Here is a 22,685-nt window from a genome sequence, read left to right on the forward strand (position 1 = left end):
GTTCACTCAAATTGAGTGAGCAATAAATTGTAGATATGAAAAAAGGCTGGAAATCCAGCCTTTTATATAAAGTATTTTTCTACTAACTAACAGCGAAGTGCTTAGAAGCTACGGCTGTATTGTAAGCCGAATAGAATCGCATCAGCGCGTGTTGTTGCTGACAAGCTCGAGATATTTTGAGGGCTTTGAGCGTCACCTGGGTTGTACATTGGGTTTGGTGTTGATTCATTTACCTCAACATCTTTACCCATTAGGTACGTAAAGCCAAAGTCGACATTTGATTTACTATCAATGTGATAAGTAAAGCCGGTTGAGAACCATTGGCGATCTGAGTCAGGAACGGAAACAGACGTTAAGTCAGCTTGGGCGCTCGTGTCGTACATGTAACCAGCACGAAGTGTCCAGTTATTACTTAGGTAATATGTACCACCAATCGAGTAGTGCCAACCATCTTGCCACTGGTACTGTTTATCATACGATGAGCCAAGAGGAGAGCCTTTTAAGTTAGAGAATTCAATTTGATCGAAAGTTTCCCAGCCAATGTATTGGATGCTGTAGTGTACAGCAAACTTAGTGTCTTGGATTTTGTGGAAGCCAGAGAACTCGGCCATATCTGGTAAAGGTAGTGTGATTTTTTGACCTTTATCGTCTTTTGCTTCCATTTCTGGGCTATGGCGGTATGCAAGACCAAATCGATTGTTTTCATCTAGCTCGTACACAGTACCAACATTGAAACCTACAGCCCAACCATCAGCTTCGTCTACATCGACAAGTGTGCCTATTGCAGCATGTTCACGCTTCATTGTACCTTGGCCGTAGATTAAATCTAAACCAGCACCAAAGCTCCATTGTTCATTGAGACGGTAAGAACCTGCAAGGCCAAAGTTTACGCTCTTAACATCAGTTAAGCCGCCATATTCTTTTGCCGCAAAGCTATTGTCGAATTCTGTCTTAGTACCGAAATTAGAGTATGCGTTTACGCCCCATGCAAACTTGTCATTTACAGGAACGATTAGATGAATGTTCGGTGCAATAGAAGTATCGCCAGCGTCGTCATAGTTTGAGTCGACAGGCTTGAATAGTGTTGGTGCTACTTGGCACGTTGAACCACAATATTTCGCATCTTTCACTTCAATCATTGAAGTAATGCTTTCGAAACCTAGCGAAAGCTCCATTTTGTCAAATAGAGCCATTGCTGCTGGGTTACGAGCCATTACCGCGGCGTTATCTGCGATTACTGCATCACCAGCAAATGCACGGCCGATGCCAGTTGCTGATTGAGCGTTGATTTGGAAACCCGCTGCCATCGATTGACCTGAGGCAAAAGCTACCGTTACTGCTAGGAGAGTCTTTTTAAACAGACGCGTGTTCTGAGTCATTTGTTTTTCCTTATTAGATTCGTCTCTTTGGACGATAAATTGAGCTTTTGCTCAGTGGCGCAGATAGTAGTATCAATAGTTGCTTGGACAAATCCGACCATTGGATAAAATTGAATAAAAATTGCAGAAATGATGTCTAAAAGACGGGAAATTGCACTTAAAATGCATAATTTAGAGTTTAAGCTCTAAATGCTATAGCGATGGTGAATGTTTTGTGTTCTATTTATACAAAAATGCCGCTAAATAAGATCATTTAGCGGCATTTAACCTTTTTAAGGCTGGAAATCGTCGAAGTTATTACATCGGTTTAATCATTGATGCAAGAGTCGTAGCGATAGCATCAATATTTTCACCTTCTTCTCCGACTAAAATCAGGCTTGAACTCCCGACGGGCTGAACGATTCCGGTCATGCCATCCTTATTAAAGTCGGTACTTTGTTCGCTAGGAATACCAGTAATAAATAACGTTACTTTACCTTTTGGACCTTGGAATACCATATGCACCGCATTGGATTCGCCAAAACCGCAGTGGTTTAGGTAGTAAACGTGATATGGAAAGCTTTCACTAAACTGGTAATGAAATGGCGACATTTTCGCATTAATTTGCGAGCTCGGTACATCCTCATCAAGATGACGAACAAAAGGTTCTTCATGAATAACGTGTTTCATCGCGGTATCCGCTAAACTGGCTTGTGCTGGAGAAACCAAAACATTTCCCCAGTTTACTTGACCAACTAATAATCCTGCGGTGAACGCAATAGAAGCGGCAAGTGCCATTGCTTTGCGCACAAAGTGTGGTCTGACGACCTTCTCTTCATCAAGTGCACTCGACGTCTGACTAAATAAAATCTTATCAGCGAGATCTTCAGGTACATCCACATTCATGGCTTGTTTAATTTTTACGTCGAGATCCAAAACGTCATCAACAAACTTATTGTTGGCGTCGCTACCAGCTAAAGCTTGCAGAATCTCTTCATCCTTTTGTTTTGGATCCGACAAAATACGACGACGAAATTCTAAATCATCCATTCTTTTGTCCTCTCTTAGTATCTTGAGAATCCAACATCTCTTTGAGTTGATTACGAGCGCGAAATAATCGAGTCATCACTGTATTTTTATTTAAATCAAGAATGTCGCCAATCTCTTCTCCGCTGAAACCACCGACAACTTGGAGAAATAAAGGTTCGCGGTATTCAACATCGAGTTTCATGATCTGCGCTTGCAGCCATTCTTGCTGATGATGTGGGTCATCGCTGACTTTAGCATCATTGCCGTAATCATCGATATCAACTAAATCAAATTGTTTACGTTCGAAGCGGCGCGCATTTTCTCGTCTCAATATGGTGATGAGCCAAGACTTGGCTGCTTTTTCATCCTGGAGACTATCGAGTGACTTCCAAGCTCTAAGGCAGGTTTCCTGAACTAGATCTTCCGCTATCGCTTTATCTTTGCACAACCAGTATGCGTAGCGATATAAGTCACGATGGTACCCTCGGACGAGCGCTTCGTATTTTCTTTGCTTGTCCATATCAGAGTTGACCGGACTGTTGGAATTTTTCTTTCCAAACATTTTTAATATGGCCACAGGAGCCTCCATCCTCGCTCTGTGAGTTTCTTATTTGTTCTGAGCATGACTTTACTTTTCAATAGCCTCGCGGTTTCGGTTGAGCGTGTGTCGTAGATAACTTCTGACACAATAAGCTATGTGGTTACTTAAAAGTGTATACGCAAATGCCAAATATCATCGAACATGAATTGGTAAAGATTGTTAACAATATCATCATTAGTAATCAATGGTTTGGATAAGTTCATTCGATGGGACATAAAAAGAGACTGCTAGCGGTGAATTTTTGAATCGGTTTGCATCGCTGAGCCTTTTAGATGTGCTTAAAGCTCGTAAAATCACTATAAAATTGATCTATTTCAAAATATCAAGCAGTGAAGGGGTTATAGTACATCTTGTCATCTCGTTAGTCATTGCGACTAACATGTTGAGCAAGATGACACTTCCTTTTGAAGGCTGACTTTACTTTCTCCTAATCAGGAAACTGATTAATTTTCAATTGGCGTAAGTTAATTGTTTTATAGATATTCCGACCACACAGTTATGTGTGGTTTTTTTTTTGCTTCGATTTTACCTTCCATATACCTCTTACCGTTTTAACTCTCTATAGTTAATCATTATTAATCGCATAAGAATCAAAGAAGTAGAGTAATTGATCTACTTGCTTCACGTTTATTTAAACGCACGTTTGATAAATTTAACAAATTCATTACAATGCATCAGGTCAGACCTCTTGTATTTAAGGAGAAACAATGGGCAAGCAGGAAGTAAAAACACGCAATGGTGAGCGTGTCGCTATTGTCGCGGGGCTTCGAACTCCCTTTGCTCGTCAAAGCACGGAATTTAGCCAAGTGCCAGCGGTCGATTTAGGGAAAATGGTAGTAAGCGAAATGCTTGCTCGAACAGATATTGATCCGAAGTTAATCGAACAAGTGGTATTTGGACAAGTAGTACAAATGCCTGAAGCGCCAAACATCGCACGAGAAATTGTGTTAGGCACCGGTATGAACATCCATACTGATGCTTACAGTGTGACTCGTGCGTGTGCAACGAGTTTTCAAGCGGCGGTCAATGTCGCAGAAAGCATCATGGCGGGAACCATCGATATCGGTATTGCTGGTGGTGCAGACTCTTCTTCCGTCCTGCCTATTGGCGTATCTAAGAAACTGGCCGCTAATCTGCTTGCTCTAAGTAAGACAAAAACAATGGGTCAGAAGCTTAGCATCCTCAAAAACTTGAGCTTTAAAGACCTTATGCCAGTGCCTCCTGCAGTAGCCGAATACTCGACGGGCTTGTCGATGGGACAAACTGCGGAGCAAATGGCAAAGACGCATGGTATTTCTCGTGCAGAGCAGGATGCGCTTGCACATCGCTCTCATACGCTGGCTTCCCAAGCTTGGAAAGAAGGTAAGATCCAAGGTGAAGTGATGACGGCTTTTCCAGAACCATACAAAAAATGGATTTCGGAAGACAACAATGTCCGTCACGACTCAACCGTAGAAGGGTACGCGAAACTTCGACCTGCCTTTGATCGCCAGTATGGCAGTGTTACGGCAGCTAACAGTACGCCACTGACTGATGGTGGTGCGGCAGTGATGTTGATGCGCGAAGGTAAAGCGAAAGAGCTTGGCATGGAGATTCTTGGCTACATACGTGGCTACGCATTTTCAGCGATCGGTGTGGAAAAGGACATGCTGATGGGACCGACTTATGCCACAGCAAAAGTGCTAGAAAATACAGGCTTGGAATTGTCTGATCTGACGTTGATCGACATGCACGAAGCGTTTGCTGCGCAAGCATTGGCGAATGTGAAGATGTTTGCTTCAGATAAGTTTGCTCAAGAAAATCTAGGTCGTTCGAAAGCGATCGGTGAAATCGACATGGATAAGTTTAACGTGCTTGGTGGCTCAATCGCTTACGGTCACCCATTCGCGGCGACAGGTGCACGAATGATGACGCAAACCCTACGTGAACTGAAACGCCGTGGTGGCGGTATTGCATTGAATACCGCATGTGCAGCTGGCGGTCTTGGTGCAGCAATGATTCTGGAGGTTGAGTAATGAGCGAGCAAAAAGCATTTAGTCTAAAAGTTGATGAGCAGAATATTGCTTGGTTAGCGATTGACGTACCTAATGAAAAAATGAATACGCTACAGGCGGCTTTTGCTGATGAAATGAAAGAAATCTTTGCTCAGCTAAAAGACGCCAGTGGCATCAAAGGGATGATCATTCATTCCCTAAAACCGGACAACTTTGTCGCGGGGGCCGATGTTCGCATGCTAGAAGCGTGCACGACCGCAAGTGAAGCAGAAGCATTAGCGAGGCAAGGTCAAGAGCTATTCCAGCAGCTATCGGACTTACCATATCCTGTGATTGCCGCTATTCACGGTCCATGTTTAGGCGGTGGCTTAGAGCTTGCTCTTGCATGTGATTATCGTGTTTGTACGGATTCAGATAAAACGCGTTTAGGCCTACCAGAAGTACAGCTTGGATTGCTGCCAGGTTCCGGCGGTACGCAGCGTCTGCCGCGTTTGATTGGCCTGTTACCTTCACTGGACTTGATCTTAACGGGTAAACAACTTCGTGCGAAGAAAGCTAAAAAGCTGGGCGTTGTGGACGCCTGTGTCCCAGATACCATTTTGCTCGACGTAGCAAAACAGTTTATCGACAAAGGTAAAAACAAGGGTACGAAAAAGCTATCCACGAAAGAAAAAGTGATGTCGGGTAGCGGGTTAGGGCGCAAGTTTGTGTTTGAACAGGCAGCGAAGAAAACCAATCAGAAAACCCGTGGTAACTATCCTGCAACGGTCGCGATTTTAGACGTTATTCAGCATGGTTTAGAGAAAGGTTTCGCCCAAGGACAAGAGCTTGAAGCGAAACGCTTCGGTGAGCTTGTGATGAGCTCTGAATCAAAAGCGCTCCGTTCTATCTTCTTTGCGACAACGGAAATGAAGAAAGAAAATGGTACGGATGCGAAACCCGCGCCAGTTCATAAAGTTGGCGTGCTTGGCGGTGGCTTGATGGGCGCAGGAATCAGCCATGTGTCTGTTGCAAAAGCGAAGGTGCCTGTCCGCATCAAAGACGTCAGCAACGATGGCGTTCTAAACGCACTCAACTATAACTACAAGTTATTCGAGAAACAGCGTAAACGTCGCATTCTATCAAAAGCCGATCTGCAAGCGAAAATGTTGCAACTGTCTGGCGGTGTCGACTTTACCAGCTTTAATCATATTGATGTCGTAATTGAAGCCGTTTTTGAAGACTTAGATCTTAAACAAAAAATGGTGGCGGATATTGAAGCGAATGCCAAGCCGGAAACCATCTTTGCGACCAATACTTCTTCGTTACCAATCCACAAAATTGCAGAAAAAGCGGAGCGTCCAGAAAACGTAGTGGGTTTGCATTACTTCAGCCCGGTAGAAAAAATGCCGTTGGTGGAAGTGATTCCGCATGAAACGACCTCAGATGAAACCATTTCAACAGTCGTTGCACTTGCTAAAAAGCAAGGTAAAACCCCGATCGTAGTGAAAGACAAAGCGGGCTTTTACGTGAACCGCATTCTTGCGCCATACATGAACGAAGCGGCGCATATTCTTTTGGCTAACGAACCGATCGAAAAGATTGATACGGCGTTGCTTGATTTTGGTTTCCCTGTCGGCCCGATTACCTTACTGGATGAAGTCGGTGTCGACATTGGCGCGAAGATCATGCCGATTCTAGTCAATGAGTTAGGTGAGCGATTCAAAGGCCCGGACGTGTTCGATATCTTATTGAATGACGGTCGCAAAGGACGTAAGAGCGGGAAAGGTTTCTACACTTACAAAGGTAAGAAGAAAGAAGTCGATAAATCTATCTACAAGCTGCTTAAGCTCGATCCTGAATCTAAGCTGAGCGATAACGATATTGCGTTGCGCTGTGTACTACCAATGCTGAATGAAGCGGTACGTTGTTTGGATGACGGCATCATTCGCTCGCCACGTGATGGTGATATTGGTGCAATATTTGGCATTGGTTTCCCTCCATTCTTGGGCGGTCCATTCCGTTATATGGATCAGTTTGGCATTAAAGAACTGGTTGAGAAAATGAATGAGTTTGCATCGAAGTACGGCGATCGTTACGCACCGTGTGATGGTTTGCTTACTCGAGCTGGAGAAGGAACCACATTCTATTAAGCGTTGCTTCGGTAAAGAAAAAGGCTTGCCAGTGGCAAGCCTTTTTCATAAATAAGAAATAGTTACTTCTTCTTGTCTTTTTTATCTTTATTGTGGCCTTTACCTGGGTTGTCGTCCCCGTGAACGCTGCTGTTGCCTTTGTTGTCTTTATCTTTCCACTGTTTTGAAGAGCAATCATCTGATTTGATGGAAACATTGTCTCCGCTTAGGCGGACACAGTCGTTACTTAGCTCAAAGCCATCACCTTTCACCGAGATTTCAGCGTGTGCAGATGCCAGTGGCAGTATAATAGCCGCAAGTAGTAGTGCTTTTTTCATGATTACCTCATTAATTTATTTTTAGTGTGGTAATTAGAGCATAAGCCGCAATGGCGTAATTTCAATTTTCTGCCAATTATGGTGTCGATTCTATTTATGAGACCCACAACCTCATTGGTTTGTAGGTATATACTTACTAATCGATAATTTTATTACTGCGCAATTAGATCATCCTAAGCCGCAATCTTTTGGCCTAAGTTGGAACTCTTCAATCGATCCAATTTCTTGCCCTAAGTGGATGCGCGGAGCGTCCGAATGCGATTGCCCTTGAGAGTGCATGACCAATCGGTTTGCCGTGCGAGGTTTCAACTCATTAACGACAAAGCGAATCATGTCTGCTCGGGTCAATTTCTTCAGTTCAGCAAGTACCTTGTCACGTTGGTTAAACTCGGTGTCTTTGTTTCCTATTGCAACCCAAAGACGCTGAGCACGACCTCGCAGTGTGGTGTCCGGCGTCGCTATTTGATTCCACAAGCCGCGCTTACTGCTATGCCACTGGTAATCGTTCAGTTCTAACAGCACCATATAAAAGGCATTTAAGAACTCATCGATTGAGGTAACCAGCTCGGCAGGTGCTGCATTGGGTGATTGCACATAAAGCACAATACCCGGATGACGATTAAGTGGCATATTGCCAGTGCCCACCATGTAACCTAATTGCTGTTTTGTGCGGATCTCGTGGAAAAAAGTTGCCGACATGAGATGGTTCGCCAATGAGTATAGAGCAATGCTACGAGGCTCAATATCCTCACACTGGTGATAAATAACGACCGCCGAATCTTGCTGGTTACAATGTACTTCACGTTGAAAACTGCCGTTTTTTCCCAGCATGATGAGTGGGCGGAGCGCCTCTTCATAACGCTGCTCTTTTACTCTTAGGGCATCCTTTAAGGTCGTCGCCATGTCATGCGCTTGTTGACGCTGCCAATCTCCGTAAACAAACATTTCAACGTGCAGCTCTGCAAGAATTGATTCTACGAATACCGAGAGTTCATCGACTTCGATTTCTTCTAGCGCTTCGACTAAGGTTGCGAAAGGTGGGTTATTGGGTTGAAGTAGCCCTGTAAGTGCGTTAAACAGCTGCGAAATAGGACGATCTTGTGAAGCATTTCTCCAGTTACGTAACAGTTGCTGCTTGATGGTTTCAAAGCGTGCAGGGCTGAAATCTCGAGAAGCAAAACGGTGCAGGATCATTTCCAACAATTGAGGCAGTTTTTGGCTGAACCCTGAGAGGGTTAAGGTAACCCCGCCTTGGTGAGCGTACATGTTGTAACCCATCCCTGCGATTTCAGCTTGATAGGTTTCTTTTGCTAGCGAGTCGAGGAACATCTCGACACATAGGCGAGTTTTGACAATGTTCTTCGGTGATGCAACAGCATGAGAGCTGTCGATAGCGACATATACAACGCCTTTTGGCACGCGAAATTCATCATCTTGTAAATGCCAAAGTCGGAAGCCTTCGAGATCTTCAATTAACTCTGGTAGTGAACCACCATTTTCGAACGGCATGGGATCGAGATCGTAGCAAATATAAGGGTTCTTTTCTGGTAAGACGAACTGCCAGCTTGGATCGATTTGTTGATAGAAGCGGCGTTGCTCATCACTAAAAGGCGTGACGGAATACGGAGTAAAGTACCATTCGGCAGTACGATTGTATTCCAGTCCTTTTGCAATCAGGGTTACGCGGACATTATCGATGGTTAAGTATTGCAGCAACGAACGCTGCAGTTGTTCATCATAGCCCGCCATTTTGTAGTCGCCATAAATGGTATCGTCTGGCTGATAATGCTGCATATTGATAACAAGATGGCTAACCAAATCCATTGGTCGAGATGGTTCCTGGAAACGAAACGCCGACTCAAGCACCGCTTGTTTTTCGAGATAGCGCCATTCATCTAGCCCGTCTTGTTTGATCATCGAGAGGTATTGAAAAACCGCTTGGATGATGTCGTCAACGTGGTTGAGACCCAGCGGGGTGAGTGTGCAGCTAACCGTAAAATCTCGATAGTTGCTACCACTAGCGCCGCCTCCTGCAGAAAGTGAAGTAATCCAGCCTTCATTTTTTAGCTGGAGCATTAAGCTGCCTTCGCCTTCATAGCCGAGTAAATGCGCGAAGTAAGAGAGTGGTTTAACGCCGTAGTGCTTATCCATTCCCGGCATTGGGAAGGTGAGAATGAGTTTTCGAAATTCTTTGATTGGTTCAACTTGAACTAAAATTCCGGTACTTTCTTTGGTGCTAATGGGGACATCAATCGATTTTCCACGAAGGTGGTGGTTTGGGATATTGGCAAACATGGCTTCTACCCACGCTTGCTGAGCATCGAGCGACTGCGGCCCAAAGAGCGTCAACGTCATGAGATCGGCAGAGTATTGAGAGTGGTGAAACTCGACAATTTCGTCGCGGATGGATTTACCATCTCGGTCACCTAATGTATCTAGGTTGCCGACTGAGAACTTAGAGAAAGGGTGATCTGGATTGATGACTTCTTTGTTGACTTGATACAGGCGGCGAGAATCGTCATTAAGTTTGAGTTTGTATTCGGAGTCGACAGCCTGGCGTTCTTTGTCTAAAGCTTCTTCGTTAAACAATGGTGCGGTAAAAAATTGGCTAAATCGATCTAAGGCATTTTCAAAGGCATTCGGAGTAACATCAAAAAAGAAACAAGTGTGCTCAGTACCCGTCCAAGCGTTATTTGTTCCTCCATGCTGGCTAATATAGCTTTGAAACTCGCCCACTTTAGGGTATTTTTCCGTACCCAAAAAAAGCATATGTTCTAAATAGTGTGCCAGACCTTGGCGATCGTTTGGGTCGTCGAAGTGTCCAACGTTCACTGCTAGAGCAGCTGCTGACTGTTGAGCTGTCTCGGAATGAATCAGCAGTACACGCAGATCATTGCTCAAGGTAATGTAGCGGTATTGATTTGAATCGTTAGGACTTAGATGCACGATGCGTCTCCAGATTTCGCATTACAGTAATTATGAACCCCTAGCTAGGGGGCGCAAAGTTTGCGTTTCGACAAATACTGCTTGCCGTATTTTTGTTATTCGTAGACTTCTGCACAGGCCCATCGCGTTTGCGTATGGGGAAGAACTGTTTGAATGAATGCTCTGAACTCATAGCACAGTTAAATACTGTGATGAACTGAGTACATTCTTTTTAATAGATTGTTAAGAAAGTCGCTATCTTTAGCAAGCGAATTGGTATAATGAACAGATAATTATATCAGTATTTTTGTTTCGTCATTATTAAAGTTAGCCCCGTCTATCTAATAAAGATAGCAGTCAACCTTTTGGTAGCGTTAGCTATCCCTAGGAAATAACATGAAAATATTCATCATGCGTCACGGCGAAGCCGAGCATTTTGCAGATTCAGACGCAGCACGACAATTGACCCCAAGAGGCAGAGTCGAATCAGAAGCGGTTGCGAGAGCCTGTAAAGAACAAGGTTTTGCGCAATTCGATAAAGTGTTGGTGAGTCCGTACATTAGAGCTCAACAAACTTGGCAAGAGATCAGCGAGTATTTTGCTGCAAAAAGCATCGAAACTTGTGAAGATATTACACCTTACGGTCAATCTGAGCATGTATTTGATTTTGCAAGTGCATTGATTGAAGTGGAAAAACTAGACTCGCTTCTGCTTGTCTCTCACTTGCCTTTGGTTGGCTATCTCACTTCAGAGTTTGTAAAAGACATGGCACCACCGATGTTCCCTACATCAGGTCTAGTGTGTATTGAATACGATCTACAAACGCAAAACGGTGAAGTGCTGTGGCATATTACGCCATAAGCGTCGAAACCAAATAAGCATTTAAACATTAGATATAGAATGAAGAAAGGCAGGAAATTTCCTGCCTTTTTGTTTAATTGCTTCTACAGTGAGCTAGTTACTTTTCTGGAATCGAGAGCAAAACTAACAACGCACCATCACCGCCGAATTCTAGTGGCGCTTGGTGGAAAGCCATTACGTCTGGGTGTTGTGCTAACCAAAGTGGCGCTTTCTGTTTCAGGATGTGTTTACCAATGCCATGTTGCACACACGCACAATGAATCTCGTTTTTGACGCAGTAGGCGATCATCGCACCAAGTTCACGCTTAGCTTCTTGTTGTGTCATGCCGTGCATATCGAGGAATACGTCCGGTACATACACGCCGCGACGTAGACGTTTAACTTCATAAGTGGAGACGTCGTCACGTGCATAACGAGTTGGGCCTTCTTCATTTAAGAGAGGGACAAACTCGTCGGAGAAGTAAAATTCAGAATCACTCGCTTCACGGTTGGAGCGCTTGATTTCTTTTTGCTTAGTATTTTTTTTTGGTTGCTGGATTATGGTATCCTGTCGCAACTTTTTTACGCCCTGTACTGCTTCCTGAAACAAGGCGAAATCGTCATCGTGTTCGGTGTCTTTTTTGCTCATTAGGTAAACAATTTCATTAATAAACTTTTATTGGCAGTATTGTAGCGCTTTTCGGAGGCAATTTTGGATAAGATTTTTGTAGAAGAAGCGGTATCGGAGCTGCATACCCTTCAAGATATGATTCGTTGGACGGTAAGCCGCTTTAACGCAGCGAACCTGTTTTACGGTCATGGTACTGATAATGCGTGGGATGAAGCGGTTCAGCTTATCCTGCCAACCTTATACTTGCCGATTGATGTGCCTCCGCACGTATTAAACTCTCGCCTAACGACCAGCGAGCGTCTGCGTATTGTTGAGCGTGTAGTAAAACGTATCAATGAACGTACACCAACTGCATACCTAACCAACAAAGCTTGGTTCTGCGGTCTTGAGTTCTTCGTTGACGAGCGTGTACTCGTGCCACGTTCTCCAATTGGTGAGTTGATTCAAGCTGAATTCCAACCTTGGTTGGTGGAAGAGCCTACGCGCATCATGGACCTATGTACGGGTTCTGGTTGTATCGCAATTGCATGTGCTCACGCGTTCCCTGAAGCTGAAGTGGATGCGATTGATATCTCTACAGACGCTCTACAAGTCGCGGAGCAAAACGTACAAGATCACGGCATGGAGCAGCAAGTGTTCCCAATTCGCTCTGACTTGTTCCGCGACCTACCAAAAGAGAAGTACAACCTGATCGTGTCTAACCCACCATATGTGGATGAAGAAGACATGAACAGCCTGCCAGACGAGTTCACACACGAACCTGAGCTTGGTTTAGCAGCAGGTACGGATGGCCTAAAACTTGTGCGTCGTATTCTTGCAAATGCACCAGACTACCTAACAGATAACGGCATTCTTATCTGTGAAGTCGGCAACTCAATGATTCATATGATGGAACAGTACCCAGAGATTCCTTTCACTTGGATTGAGTTCGAGAACGGCGGTCACGGCGTATTCATGCTAACGCGTGACCAGCTGGTTGAGTGTGCAGAAGAGTTTAAACTGTACAAAGACTAATAGGGTCTTGCACTAAACGTCAAAACACCGAGCTTTATGCTCGGTGTTTTTTTATACATAACTCGCCGATATTAACTCTTTACATCAAAACGTAATAAAGCCACTATGAATCCACGAAGAATTGGAAAGCAGTTGCGCTCTGGTTTGAGAGGGCGTAGCGATAAAAACTTGAGGAAGTAATGGCAGGAAACAGTATCGGACAACATTTCCGAGTGACGACATTCGGGGAAAGTCACGGTATCGCACTGGGATGTATCGTAGACGGATGTCCTCCGGGGTTAGAAATTACAGAAGCAGATCTGCAAATCGATCTCGACCGCCGTCGTCCAGGCACATCACGTTACACCACACAACGTCGTGAACCGGATGAAGTTAAAATTCTTTCTGGTGTTTTTGAAGGCCAAACCACAGGCACATCGATCGGTTTGCTAATTGAAAATACCGATCAGCGCTCAAAAGATTACTCGGACATCAAAGATAAATTCCGTCCGGGTCATGCTGATTATACTTACCACCAAAAGTATGGCATCCGTGACTATCGAGGTGGCGGCCGTTCGTCTGCTCGTGAAACCGCAATGCGTGTGGCGGCGGGTGCAATCGCGAAGAAATACTTGAAAGATGAGTTTGGTGTTGAGATTCGCGCGTACTTGTCACAAATGGGTGATGTTTCTATCGACAAGGTAGATTGGAACGAAATCGAAAACAATGCGTTTTTTTGCCCTGATGCTGATAAAGTAGAAGCGTTTGACCAACTTATCCGTGACCTGAAAAAAGAAGGCGACTCAATTGGCGCGAAAATTCAGGTTGTGGCAACTAACGTGCCTGTTGGTCTTGGTGAACCTGTATTTGACCGTCTGGATGCAGACATCGCACACGCGCTAATGAGCATTAATGCGGTGAAAGGCGTTGAGATCGGTGATGGCTTTGATGTGGTAAACCAAAAAGGCAGTCAACATCGTGATACGCTTGCTCCTGAAGGTTTTGGCAGCAATCACGCGGGCGGTATTCTTGGCGGTATCTCAACTGGTCAAGACATTGTGGCTAACATTGCGCTTAAGCCAACATCAAGCATCACAGTTCCGGGTGAGACCATCACAAAAGAAGGTGAGCCAACTCAATTGATCACCAAAGGCCGTCATGATCCTTGTGTGGGTATTCGTGCCGTACCCATTGCTGAAGCGATGCTAGCGATTGTGGTGATGGATCATTTGCTGCGTCATCGTGGTCAAAACCATGGCGTAACAACTGAAACACCGAAGATTTAAGCTTAAAAATAAGCTTGATAAAGAGACAAAAGGCTGCTCAATGAGCAGCCTTTTTAATGTGTTTTCATTACGCGTTTAGATTTAAATTAATGGAGTGAGCCTTCCGTTTCCAAATTGAAAGAAGGGAGACGCCACTTAAAACGTACCGCGGCCATACGCAGCATATAACCGGTGATCAGTGTAATGATAGTGGCTGTTACATCGGGAACATTAAATTCTAATAGCGCTAAGTACATTCCTGATGCGATAAGAGCGACAGAAGCGTAAAGTTCTTCATGCAGCACCAACGGTGTTTGGCGACAGATTAAGTCGCGGAGTAGCCCACCAAATACACCCGTTACTAGCGCTGAAACCATGCAGATCCCAGGGTGTAAGCCCATGCCCATCGCAATCTTAGTTCCGATGATGCTGAACACGATTAGACCTAATGCATCAAGGCGGATGAATAGACCTTTTAGCTTAATCACCCATTTCGCTAAGCCTGTGGTAAGTACACCCGCAACACACGTGATTGCTAGGAACTCTGGGTTTTTTACCCAACCAAGAGGGTAGTGTCCCAGTAAAATGTCACGTACGGTGCCACCACCAATGGCCGTTGCACTGGCCACCAACATAACACCAAACCAGTCCATTTTTCTTCTACCAGCACTCAACGCACCTGTCATGGCTTCAGCCGTGATACCAATGATATACAACACACTTAGCAACATAGGGAGACACTCAACGTAAAAAGTCACTACGTTCTACGTGAATCATCGTAGGCGCAGCAACAACACTTACAAAAGGTTTTATCATTCTTAAAAAGTGATTAAAACCAGCAACATGCCTGTAATCAAACCGCTTAAAAAACAGCAGTTTGAGCAGCATCAAAATAAGGCGAGAGTGTAGTAGCAAATGAGTACGCTGACGAATGAGAAATTATATGGAGAAAGCGATGTTCAGATAAATTCAACTAATAACCAAAACTGTGGGAGCACCTTTACCTTATAGATAAAAACAGCGACAATACGCAGCGCATGTCAAACTGAAGTACAAACTCGACGATGACCCACGAATACCAAGACCTTATCACCATTTTCAATGACACCTTTTTAGACCAATTTAATACGAAATTGGAGTTAGGTGGTGATGAGCCTATTTATCTTCCTGCTGATGATGAGCATCCTCATCATCGGATTATTTTTGCTCGGGGTTTTTATGCCTCCGCATTACACGAAATCTCGCATTGGTGTGTGGCAGGGCCTGAGCGTCGTTTGCTGGAAGATTTTGGCTATTGGTATGAACCTGATGGGCGCACGGCAGAAGTTCAAGCGGAGTTTGAGAAAGTTGAAGTGCGTCCGCAAGCTTATGAATGGATTCTGGCACAAAGTGCTGGCTTCCCTTTTACGGTGAGTTGTGACAATCTACACGGCGATTTTGAACCAGATAGGCTCGGATTTATGCAGAAAGTGCATAAAGAAGTGTTAGGTATTTTGGAAGCTGGCTTGCCTTTGCGAGTGAATATGCTTTCGGATGCTCTGCGTGCGTTTTACCAAACCAAGCCGCTGGAAGCGTCAGACTTTTGCGTTAAATAACCTCAAATAACCTCAGAGATACACCATGATTATTGAATTTGAAGAAAAACTACTGGAAATGATTGATGCTCGAATTGAAACAGCATCTGACGATGAATTGTTTGCTGGTGGTTATCTACGTGGTCACATCTCTTTGTCTGCGGCATCTTGTGAAGAAGAAGGCATTAGCGATATTACTGAACTGAAGTCACGCATTGAGAGCAGTTTGGAAGACGCTCGTACCGAATTAAGCCCAGCTGATCGCGCGATCGTCAGTGACTTGTGGCAAGAACTGCAGGCTCAGGCTTAATCTCCGAACGTCGTTCTCCGTTTATTAGTCCAAGTCATTTACTACTTCGAAAAATTCGAACCTCTCCATAAAATTTTTGTGGTTGTAGCGAAACTGTTCAACTTTTATTCTGGTTAGCATAAAACGTGAACAAAGGATTACAACCATGAAAATTGTCGCATTTGGTGCTTCTACCAGCTCTACCTCAATCAATAAACTACTTGCTACTTACGCAGCAAACCAAGTCGAAGACGCTCAAGTGAACGTTTTAGACTTAAACAATTATCAAGTACCGATGTTTAGCGAAGACAAAGAGAAAGAAATTGGTCAAGCTGAAGGTGCAGTCGCATTTTTACGTGATTTGGCTGAGGCTGACGCTATTGTTGTTTCCTTCGCAGAGCATAACGGTTCATACCCAGCAGCGTATAAAAACCTATTTGATTGGGCGACGCGCATTGAGCGCAACGTATTCCAAAACAAGCCAGTCGTTTACTTAGCAACTTCTCCTGGTCCGGGTGGCGCACAGAGCGTTCTTGCAGCGGCAACAGGTTCCGCGCAATTTTTCGGAGCAGATGTGAAAGCATCGCTATCTGTGCCGAGCTTCTACGAGAACTTTGACGTGGAGTCTGGTGAGGCGGTAAATCCGGAAGTGGCAGAACAAGTGAAACAGGCAATTGCACGGCTGAAGTAATTTCAACACGAGTGACTTAATGAGTTAGTGATTCCCGACACATATTTGCGTCGGGAATGTAAACGAGAGGATACTCTTACAGCTCAGTAATGGCTTTGCCTTTTCTTAGTTTACGAACCCACATTCGACTTGGATGAAGTTCGGTCAATACATCAACAGGTAATGGCAGCGGGTCCCCACAGATTTGCGAGGCCAACACTTCAGCTAACAATGGTGCAGAGCTCAGCCCACGAGATCCTAAACCTAAGAAGCAGAATAGGTTAGTGAACTGATGAACGGTTTCTACCTCTTCTGCTTTTTGATTTTGTAAGTTGGCGTATTGCGTTTTTATCGTCTCAAAGTCACCCACATTTCCGACAAATGGTAAGTGATCTCGGCTCACGCAGCGAATACCTTGGCGAGATCGATTGCCACTGATATCTACCTCTTTTGGCCATTCTTGGTTCGGTACGCATTTCACTAATTTTTCTGCGTTATCCTTCTGAGCGTTTTCATCAAATTCGTAGTCTAGGTGACAGCGATCGTAGCTTGCGCCTATGCACAGGTGCTGATTGTTTGGGTTAACAGGCGTCATGTAGCCGTCGTAACACAATACCGTTTTCAATTGACTCAGCGTTTCGGTTGCCGGAGCATGACTGACTTGCCCTTTCACCTGTCCCATCGGCAGGGAAGCGGTTTGGCTCAATGTTTGGAACTCATGACCATTCGCAATCACAACGGTTGAGTGCTCAAATGTTTGACCATTGACCGTTAGTGTCCAAAGCTGATGCTCTTCATCCCAATTTAATGCTTCAACGTGATGTTCAAACTTCGTTGAGAGTAACGATGTCTGTTCTAACTGTTTGATTAACCCACGAGTTAGCTCGGCAGGGCACAACCACCCTCCCATTGGGTAGTGCACAGACGACATATCGATAGGTAATCCGATAGTATTCGCAGTTTCCTCGGCGGACAGTTTTTGAATCAATTCAGAAGGAAAATTACCCGCAAGCATCTTTTCCAGCTTATCAGCAGATTTTTCATCCCACATTAGCTGAGTTACACCACACCAATCGTGATCGAATGTAACCGACTCCGCAGCTTGTTCAATAAATTGTCTTGCAAACAAAAATGCAGGCGCAAACACACGCGAAACACCAGTATGAGGACCGTTCAACAAGGGATACACGGCCCCTTGACGATTACCCGACGCTCCTTCGGCTGGTTGAGTGTCTTTGCAGTAAAGCGTGACGTTTTGGCCACGACGAACCAACGTTTTCGCTAACGCTGCACTGGCAATACCACCTCCGATTATAGCAATCGAATCAAGATTGCTAGATGCTGTGCGATTGAACCAAGGGAGATGGTTCGACTGCTTTTCACGTTGTTCCATCGAACCTGCGATCATTTCACGCTTGGTGCCAAAGCCTTTGACCTTTTTCATTGCAAAGCCTGCTTCGTTCAATCCTCGACGCACAAAGCCCGCTGCGGTAAAAGTGGCAACTGTACAGTCTTGCTTGGCTAACTTAGCCATGTTGTTGAACAGATTTTGGTTCCACATCTCTGGGTTTTTGCTTGGCGCGAATCCATCTAAGAACCAAGCGTCAATCAGTCCTTGTTCGCCATAAGGCACTTGCGGCATGCAGTCTTTGATGTCACCAAACCAAAGGTCGAGTGTAATTGCGCCATCTTCAAGCACAATGCGGTGACACTCAGGTACGGCGGCAGGGTAGTGCTTTTGTAACTTTTTCGCGTACTCAGCTAGCTCAGGCCAAGCTTCATGCGCCTTCTTTAAATCCGCTTGGCTTAGCGGGTATTTTTCAAAGCTAATAAAATGCAGCTCTTTCAATGCTGCGTCTGGATGCTGACGACGAAACTCACTAAACCACTGGCATACTGCTAAGAAGTTTAATCCCGTGCCAAATCCTGTTTCACCAATGACAAAACGTCTTTGGTCAAATTCCTGCCATCTTTCTGGGAGATGATTTTGTTTTAAGAAAACGTAGCGTGTCTCTTCAAGACCGTTTACGTTAGAGAAGTAAACATCATCAAATTGGTCTGAAACCGGAGTACCAGCTTCGTTCCAACCAAGTTCTGCGTTTTTTATTGAAGTCATAATGGTGCAAATTTGTGATTTGGCGCGGTAAGAATGGGGCGATTGTACGAATTTATGGGAAAGCTGACCACTTTTGTTGACTATCTTAGTTATCATCTAGCGGATTTTTGAATTATAGGAATGTCATAATGAAACGAGTCGTAATCACCGGTATGGGTATTGTTTCAAGTATCGGTAACAACGTCGAAGAAGTTCTAGCGTCTCTTAAAGCGGGCAAATCTGGCATCACTGCATCTGAGCAGTTCAAAGAACACGGTCTTCGTTCGCAAGTATGGGGTGACCTAAAAATCAACCCGGCGGAACACATCGACCGTAAGCAGATGCGCTTTATGGGTGATGCGGCTGCTTATGCATACCTATCAATGGAGCAGGCAATCGCAGACGCTGGTCTTACAGAGGATCAGGTTTCAAACGATCGTACCGGTATCGTTGCGGGTTCTGGCGGTGCTTCTGCATACAACCAAACGGTAGCGACAGACACGATGCGCGCAAAAGGCGTAAAACGAGTTGGCCCTTACATGGTTCCTCGTACTATGTCTTCTACGGTTTCCGCTTGTCTTGCTACGCCATTTAAGATTCGTGGTGTGAACTACTCAATGAGCTCTGCATGTGCTACCTCTGCACACTGTATCGGTCACGCGATGGAGCTTATTCAACTTGGTAAACAAGACATTGTTTTTGCGGGTGGCGGTGAAGAGCTTGATTGGTCTCAAACCATGATGTTTGACGCCATGGGTGCGCTGTCAACGAAATACAACGACACTCCAGACAAAGCATCTCGTACGTATGATGCGGACCGTGATGGTTTCGTTATCTCTGGCGGTGGCGGCATGCTGGTTATCGAAGAACTTGAGCACGCTCTAGCACGTGGCGCGAAAATCTACGGTGAGATCGTAGGTTACGGTGCGACTTCAGATGGCTATGACATGGTAGCACCATCAGGTGAAGGCGCGATCCGTTGTATGAAGATGGCGATGCAAGACGTTGACGGTGTGGATTACATCAACACGCACGGCACGTCGACACCAGTTGGTGACGTGAAAGAGCTTGGTGCGATCCAACAATTGTTTGGTGAGAACAGCCCAGCAATCTCTGCAACAAAAGCAATGACTGGTCACGCACTAGGCGCCGCTGGTGTGCACGAAGCGATTTACTCAACACTTATGCTAGACAAAAACTTCATTGCTCCAAGCATCAATATTGAAAACTTGGACGAAGCAGCTCAAGGTCTGGACATCGTGACAGAAGCACGTGATGCAGAGTTAACAACCGTAATGTCAAACAGCTTTGGCTTTGGCGGCACAAACGCAACTTTGGTTATTAAAAAGTACCAAGGTTAACTGAATTTGTTGGCGCGCCACGTGAGTGAGAACAGCGTCAACAATCCAGTTTCCAGAGCTTGATCAGTCACACTGATCGAACAGACGCAGACTCTATCCCATGGAGAGCGGGATAGGATCCTTTTGTTCTGGAACTTTGCCCGGCTATTTAGCCGGGCTTTTTCTTTTCTCAATTTCTGCTTTTTACGTTGCTTCCCGTTAAACGATTTCTTTGGAGCCAATCTCCTTGAGGTTTATTAGGGTTATTTCTTGAGATTTTTCGGGAAAAGGGCACAATCGTTTTAGTTTCGCATCTTGCGAATAAACGAACTCATACAAATGGATGTTAAAACGCTGGCGCTATGAAAATTATTGTTGATGAAAATATGCCGTACGCTGAAGAGCTATTCAGCCAACTCGGTGAAGTGATTCTAAAACCAGGTCGTACACTGACGGCTGATGATTTAGTGGATGTTGATGCCCTAATGATTCGCTCGGTAACCAAAGTGAATGCCGATCTAATCAGCAAAGCAAACAAGCTAAAGTTTGTTGGTACCGCAACAGCAGGTATGGATCATGTCGACCAAGCGCTTTTAAAAGAGAAAGGCATTTTCTTCACTGCGGCGCCAGGTTGTAACAAAGTGGGTGTGGCGGAGTATGCGTTCAGCGTAATGATGGTGCTCGCTCAGCAACAAGGCTTCTCGGTATTTGACAAGACGGTAGGTATTATTGGTGCAGGCCAAGTAGGTAGCTACCTAGAGAAATGTTTGAAAGGCATGGGGATTAAAGTTCTCATCAATGACCCATTCAAACAAGAGGCTGGTGATCCTCGTAGCTTTACTCCGTTGACAGAACTGATTGAAAGCTCAGACATCATTACACTACATACGCCAATCACCAAAGATGGCCCATATCCAACTCATCATTTAATTGATGAAACGGTTTTAAACTCGCTTCGTGGTGATCAGATTTTGATTAACGCCGCGCGAGGTCCAATCGTTGATAATGAGGCATTGAAGCAACGTCTTTTGAAAAACGACGGTTTTACCGCAGCGCTTGACGTATTTGAATTTGAACCAGAGGTTGATATGGAGCTTCTGCCTCTGCTAGCATTCGCAACCCCTCACGTTGCAGGCTACGGCTTGGAAGGGAAAGCTCGCGGTACGACGATGATTTTCAACAGCTACTGTGAGTTCTTAAATAACGAATTACGTGCGCATGCCAGCGATTTACTGCCAACCGCGCCTGTTCCTACTATGGTATTGGACAGAGCTTGGGATGAAGCAACACTGCATAACATCACGCAGTTAATCTATGATGTGCGTAGAGATGACGCTCTTTTCCGTCGTGAGATCAGTAAGCCAGGTGCTTTTGACCTGATGCGTAAAAACTACTGGGATCGCCGTGAATACAGCGCTGTCACGCTAGTGGGTAACAAAACATGTAACCTTGCTCCATTAGCAGAACTAGGTTTTCAGATTGAGGTAAGTCAATGAGCCAGCAATATAATGTTGCCATTTTAGGTGCGACCGGTGCGGTCGGTGAAACAATTTTAGAAGTGCTTCAAGAACGTAAATTCCCAGTGGGTGACATTCACTTGTTGGCAAGTGAGCGTAGCGAAGGCAAGACTTATCGCTTTAATGGCAAAACGGTTCGTGTACAGAACGTTGAAGAGTTTGATTGGTCTCAAGCTCATATTGCGTTGTTCTCTGCTGGTGGTGAACTATCTGAAAAATGGGCGCCAATCGCGGCAGATGAAGGTGTTATCGTTATCGACAACACTTCACACTTCCGTTATGAGTACGACATTCCTCTTGTTGTGCCAGAAGTAAACCCAGAAGCGATTGCAGAGTTTCGTAACCGTAACATCATCGCGAACCCAAACTGTTCGACCATTCAAATGCTGGTGGCACTAAAACCAATTCACGATGCAGTGGGTATTGAGCGTATTAACGTATCTACATACCAATCCGTATCTGGTGCGGGTAAAGCGGGCATTGACGAACTAGCAGGTCAAACGGCTAAGCTTCTAAACGGTCTGCCAGCGGATAAGAAGCAATTCTCTCAACAGATTGCGTTTAACTGTATTCCGCAAATCGATCAGATGATGGAAAATGGCTACACCAAAGAAGAAATGAAAATGGTGTGGGAAACACAGAAGATCTTTAACGATCCATCAATCACAGTAAACCCAACGTGTGTGCGTGTGCCGGTATTCTATGGTCATGCTGAAGCGCTTCACATTGAGACTCGCTCTCCAATCGATGCACAAGAAGTCGTTAACTTGCTTGAGCAAACTGACGGTATCGAAGTCTTCCACGGTGATGACTTCCCGACACAAGTGCGTGATGCGGGTGGTAAAGATCATGTTATGGTTGGTCGTATCCGCAACGATATCAGCCACCACAGTGGTGTAAACTTGTGGGTTGTGGCGGATAACGTGCGTAAAGGCGCAGCAACTAACGCGGTACAAATCGCTGAAGTCCTGATCCGCGATTACTACTAAGTCACTTACAGTTCATTTCAAAGCCTCGCACTGTGCGAGGCTTTTTTGTACGAACGGAACAAAATAGTGTGAGATTAGTACGAATATGGCGAGAGCCACACATTTTTTATTCTCAACGCTATAGTT

General features: G+C 44.9%; 19 protein-coding genes. 11 read left to right on the plus strand and 8 right to left on the minus strand.

The features are described from left to right. Nucleotides 1–101 precede the first annotated feature (101 nt). From FR741_RS04685 to FR741_RS04695, 3 genes are all read right to left on the minus strand, one after another. Nucleotides 102–1,379, minus strand: a complete 1,278-nt coding sequence (locus FR741_RS04685) for an outer membrane protein transport protein (protein WP_085342876.1) — start codon at nt 1,377–1,379, stop codon at nt 102–104. Nucleotides 1,380–1,676: 297 nt separating this feature from the next. Next, on the minus strand, nt 1,677–2,408 hold the full coding sequence (locus tag FR741_RS04690) for a DUF3379 domain-containing protein (protein WP_053808773.1): 732 nt from the start codon (nt 2,406–2,408) through the stop codon (nt 1,677–1,679). Then, nucleotides 2,401–2,976, minus strand: a complete 576-nt coding sequence (locus FR741_RS04695; protein ID WP_029836529.1) for a sigma-70 family RNA polymerase sigma factor — start codon at nt 2,974–2,976, stop codon at nt 2,401–2,403. Before FR741_RS04695 ends, FR741_RS04690 begins: the two co-directional genes overlap by 8 nt. 719 nt (nt 2,977–3,695) lie before the next feature. Here FR741_RS04695 and fadI point away from each other — a divergent pair. Then, nucleotides 3,696–5,003 (plus strand): acetyl-CoA C-acyltransferase FadI, encoded by a 1,308-nt coding sequence (gene fadI / locus FR741_RS04700; protein ID WP_005394284.1) that lies wholly within the window; start codon nt 3,696–3,698, stop codon nt 5,001–5,003. Next, complete coding sequence (gene fadJ / locus FR741_RS04705) at nt 5,003–7,114, plus strand: fatty acid oxidation complex subunit alpha FadJ (protein ID WP_167426342.1); 2,112 nt, start codon at nt 5,003–5,005, stop codon at nt 7,112–7,114. Before fadI ends, fadJ begins: the two co-directional genes overlap by 1 nt. Before the next feature lie 62 nt (nt 7,115–7,176). Here fadJ and FR741_RS04710 read toward each other — a convergent pair whose 3' ends face one another. Together FR741_RS04710 and FR741_RS04715 are read right to left on the minus strand one after the other, a co-directional pair. Then, a complete protein-coding gene (locus FR741_RS04710; RefSeq protein WP_046875551.1) occupies nt 7,177–7,431 on the minus strand; it encodes a hypothetical protein in 255 nt (84 codons plus the stop codon). A gap of 168 nt (nt 7,432–7,599) precedes the next feature. Then, a complete protein-coding gene (locus FR741_RS04715) occupies nt 7,600–10,377 on the minus strand; it encodes an insulinase family protein (RefSeq protein WP_005397901.1) in 2,778 nt (925 codons plus the stop codon). A 375-nt stretch (nt 10,378–10,752) separates the two neighbouring features. Between FR741_RS04715 and sixA the strand changes: the two genes are divergently transcribed. Beyond that, nucleotides 10,753–11,217, plus strand: a complete 465-nt coding sequence (sixA, locus tag FR741_RS04720) for a phosphohistidine phosphatase SixA (protein ID WP_005397904.1) — start codon at nt 10,753–10,755, stop codon at nt 11,215–11,217. Nucleotides 11,218–11,314: 97 nt separating this feature from the next. Here sixA and smrB read toward each other — a convergent pair whose 3' ends face one another. Then, nucleotides 11,315–11,845, minus strand: a complete 531-nt coding sequence (smrB, locus tag FR741_RS04725; protein WP_012841540.1) for an endonuclease SmrB — start codon at nt 11,843–11,845, stop codon at nt 11,315–11,317. A gap of 63 nt (nt 11,846–11,908) precedes the next feature. Here smrB and prmB point away from each other — a divergent pair, with 63 nt between their 5' ends. Next, complete coding sequence (gene prmB / locus FR741_RS04730) at nt 11,909–12,841, plus strand: 50S ribosomal protein L3 N(5)-glutamine methyltransferase (RefSeq protein WP_005380541.1); 933 nt, start codon at nt 11,909–11,911, stop codon at nt 12,839–12,841. Nucleotides 12,842–13,020: 179 nt separating this feature from the next. After that, a complete protein-coding gene (gene aroC, locus FR741_RS04735; protein WP_167426343.1) occupies nt 13,021–14,106 on the plus strand; it encodes a chorismate synthase in 1,086 nt (361 codons plus the stop codon). Nucleotides 14,107–14,192: 86 nt separating this feature from the next. On the opposite strand, the gene FR741_RS04740 is transcribed toward aroC, so the two are convergent. Next, a complete protein-coding gene (locus FR741_RS04740; RefSeq protein WP_074191661.1) occupies nt 14,193–14,816 on the minus strand; it encodes a trimeric intracellular cation channel family protein in 624 nt (207 codons plus the stop codon). A 333-nt stretch (nt 14,817–15,149) separates the two neighbouring features. On the opposite strand from FR741_RS04740, the gene FR741_RS04745 reads away from it, so the two are divergent. The 3 genes from FR741_RS04745 to FR741_RS04755 all read left to right on the plus strand — a co-directional run bounded on the left by FR741_RS04745 (nt 15,150) and on the right by FR741_RS04755 (nt 16,639). Beyond that, nucleotides 15,150–15,680: an elongation factor P hydroxylase gene (locus FR741_RS04745; RefSeq protein ID WP_167426344.1), complete on the plus strand. Its 531-nt coding sequence runs from the start codon at nt 15,150–15,152 to the stop codon at nt 15,678–15,680. Between the two features lie 25 nt (nt 15,681–15,705). Beyond that, entirely contained in the window at nt 15,706–15,969 is a 264-nt protein-coding gene (locus tag FR741_RS04750; RefSeq protein WP_167426345.1) for a YfcL family protein, read from the plus strand. A gap of 145 nt (nt 15,970–16,114) precedes the next feature. Then, nucleotides 16,115–16,639 carry an NADPH-dependent FMN reductase gene (locus FR741_RS04755; RefSeq protein WP_046875554.1) on the plus strand — a complete coding sequence of 175 codons (525 nt, stop codon included), beginning with the start codon at nt 16,115–16,117 and terminating at the stop codon, nt 16,637–16,639. Nucleotides 16,640–16,715: 76 nt separating this feature from the next. Here FR741_RS04755 and mnmC read toward each other — a convergent pair whose 3' ends face one another. After that, a complete protein-coding gene (gene mnmC / locus FR741_RS04760; protein WP_167426346.1) occupies nt 16,716–18,734 on the minus strand; it encodes a bifunctional tRNA (5-methylaminomethyl-2-thiouridine)(34)-methyltransferase MnmD/FAD-dependent 5-carboxymethylaminomethyl-2-thiouridine(34) oxidoreductase MnmC in 2,019 nt (672 codons plus the stop codon). Nucleotides 18,735–18,862: 128 nt separating this feature from the next. Here mnmC and fabB point away from each other — a divergent pair, with 128 nt between their 5' ends. The 3 genes from fabB (at nt 18,863) to FR741_RS04775 (ending at nt 22,559) form a co-directional block, all read left to right on the plus strand. Further along, the gene (fabB, locus tag FR741_RS04765) at nt 18,863–20,074 is read left to right on the plus strand and encodes a beta-ketoacyl-ACP synthase I (RefSeq protein WP_006741726.1); all 1,212 of its coding nucleotides are present in this window, start codon (nt 18,863–18,865) and stop codon (nt 20,072–20,074) included. 341 nt (nt 20,075–20,415) lie between these two features. After that, on the plus strand, nt 20,416–21,549 hold the full coding sequence (locus FR741_RS04770; RefSeq protein WP_048625846.1) for a 4-phosphoerythronate dehydrogenase: 1,134 nt from the start codon (nt 20,416–20,418) through the stop codon (nt 21,547–21,549). Continuing rightward, nucleotides 21,546–22,559, plus strand: coding sequence for an aspartate-semialdehyde dehydrogenase (locus FR741_RS04775; RefSeq protein ID WP_005397941.1), 1,014 nt, complete (start codon nt 21,546–21,548; stop codon nt 22,557–22,559). The genes FR741_RS04770 and FR741_RS04775 overlap by 4 nt, the downstream gene beginning before the upstream one ends. The last annotated feature ends 126 nt before the right edge of the window (nt 22,560–22,685 follow it).

It is taken from the genome of Vibrio diabolicus, assembly GCF_011801455.1.
Lineage (GTDB): Bacteria > Pseudomonadota > Gammaproteobacteria > Enterobacterales > Vibrionaceae > Vibrio > Vibrio diabolicus.

Excerpts from the sequence above, each read along its gene's own strand:
- FR741_RS04710 (WP_046875551.1), bottom strand. The coding sequence starts at position 7,431 with ATGAAAAAAGCACTACTACTTGCGGCTATTATACTGCCACTGGCATCT.
- FR741_RS04775 (WP_005397941.1), top strand. The coding sequence starts at position 21,546 with ATGAGCCAGCAATATAATGTTGCCATTTTAGGTGCGACCGGTGCGGTC.
- aroC (WP_167426343.1), top strand. The coding sequence starts at position 13,021 with ATGGCAGGAAACAGTATCGGACAACATTTCCGAGTGACGACATTCGGG.
- FR741_RS04695 (WP_029836529.1), bottom strand. The coding sequence starts at position 2,976 with ATGGAGGCTCCTGTGGCCATATTAAAAATGTTTGGAAAGAAAAATTCC.
- fadJ (WP_167426342.1), top strand. The coding sequence starts at position 5,003 with ATGAGCGAGCAAAAAGCATTTAGTCTAAAAGTTGATGAGCAGAATATT.
- FR741_RS04770 (WP_048625846.1), top strand. The coding sequence starts at position 20,416 with ATGAAAATTATTGTTGATGAAAATATGCCGTACGCTGAAGAGCTATTC.
- FR741_RS04690 (WP_053808773.1), bottom strand. The coding sequence starts at position 2,408 with ATGGATGATTTAGAATTTCGTCGTCGTATTTTGTCGGATCCAAAACAA.
- fabB (WP_006741726.1), top strand. The coding sequence starts at position 18,863 with ATGAAACGAGTCGTAATCACCGGTATGGGTATTGTTTCAAGTATCGGT.
- FR741_RS04685 (WP_085342876.1), bottom strand. The coding sequence starts at position 1,379 with ATGACTCAGAACACGCGTCTGTTTAAAAAGACTCTCCTAGCAGTAACG.
- smrB (WP_012841540.1), bottom strand. The coding sequence starts at position 11,845 with ATGAGCAAAAAAGACACCGAACACGATGACGATTTCGCCTTGTTTCAG.
- sixA (WP_005397904.1), top strand. The coding sequence starts at position 10,753 with ATGAAAATATTCATCATGCGTCACGGCGAAGCCGAGCATTTTGCAGAT.
- FR741_RS04745 (WP_167426344.1), top strand. The coding sequence starts at position 15,150 with ATGACCCACGAATACCAAGACCTTATCACCATTTTCAATGACACCTTT.
- FR741_RS04750 (WP_167426345.1), top strand. The coding sequence starts at position 15,706 with ATGATTATTGAATTTGAAGAAAAACTACTGGAAATGATTGATGCTCGA.
- fadI (WP_005394284.1), top strand. The coding sequence starts at position 3,696 with ATGGGCAAGCAGGAAGTAAAAACACGCAATGGTGAGCGTGTCGCTATT.
- mnmC (WP_167426346.1), bottom strand. The coding sequence starts at position 18,734 with ATGACTTCAATAAAAAACGCAGAACTTGGTTGGAACGAAGCTGGTACT.
- FR741_RS04755 (WP_046875554.1), top strand. The coding sequence starts at position 16,115 with ATGAAAATTGTCGCATTTGGTGCTTCTACCAGCTCTACCTCAATCAAT.
- FR741_RS04740 (WP_074191661.1), bottom strand. The coding sequence starts at position 14,816 with ATGTTGCTAAGTGTGTTGTATATCATTGGTATCACGGCTGAAGCCATG.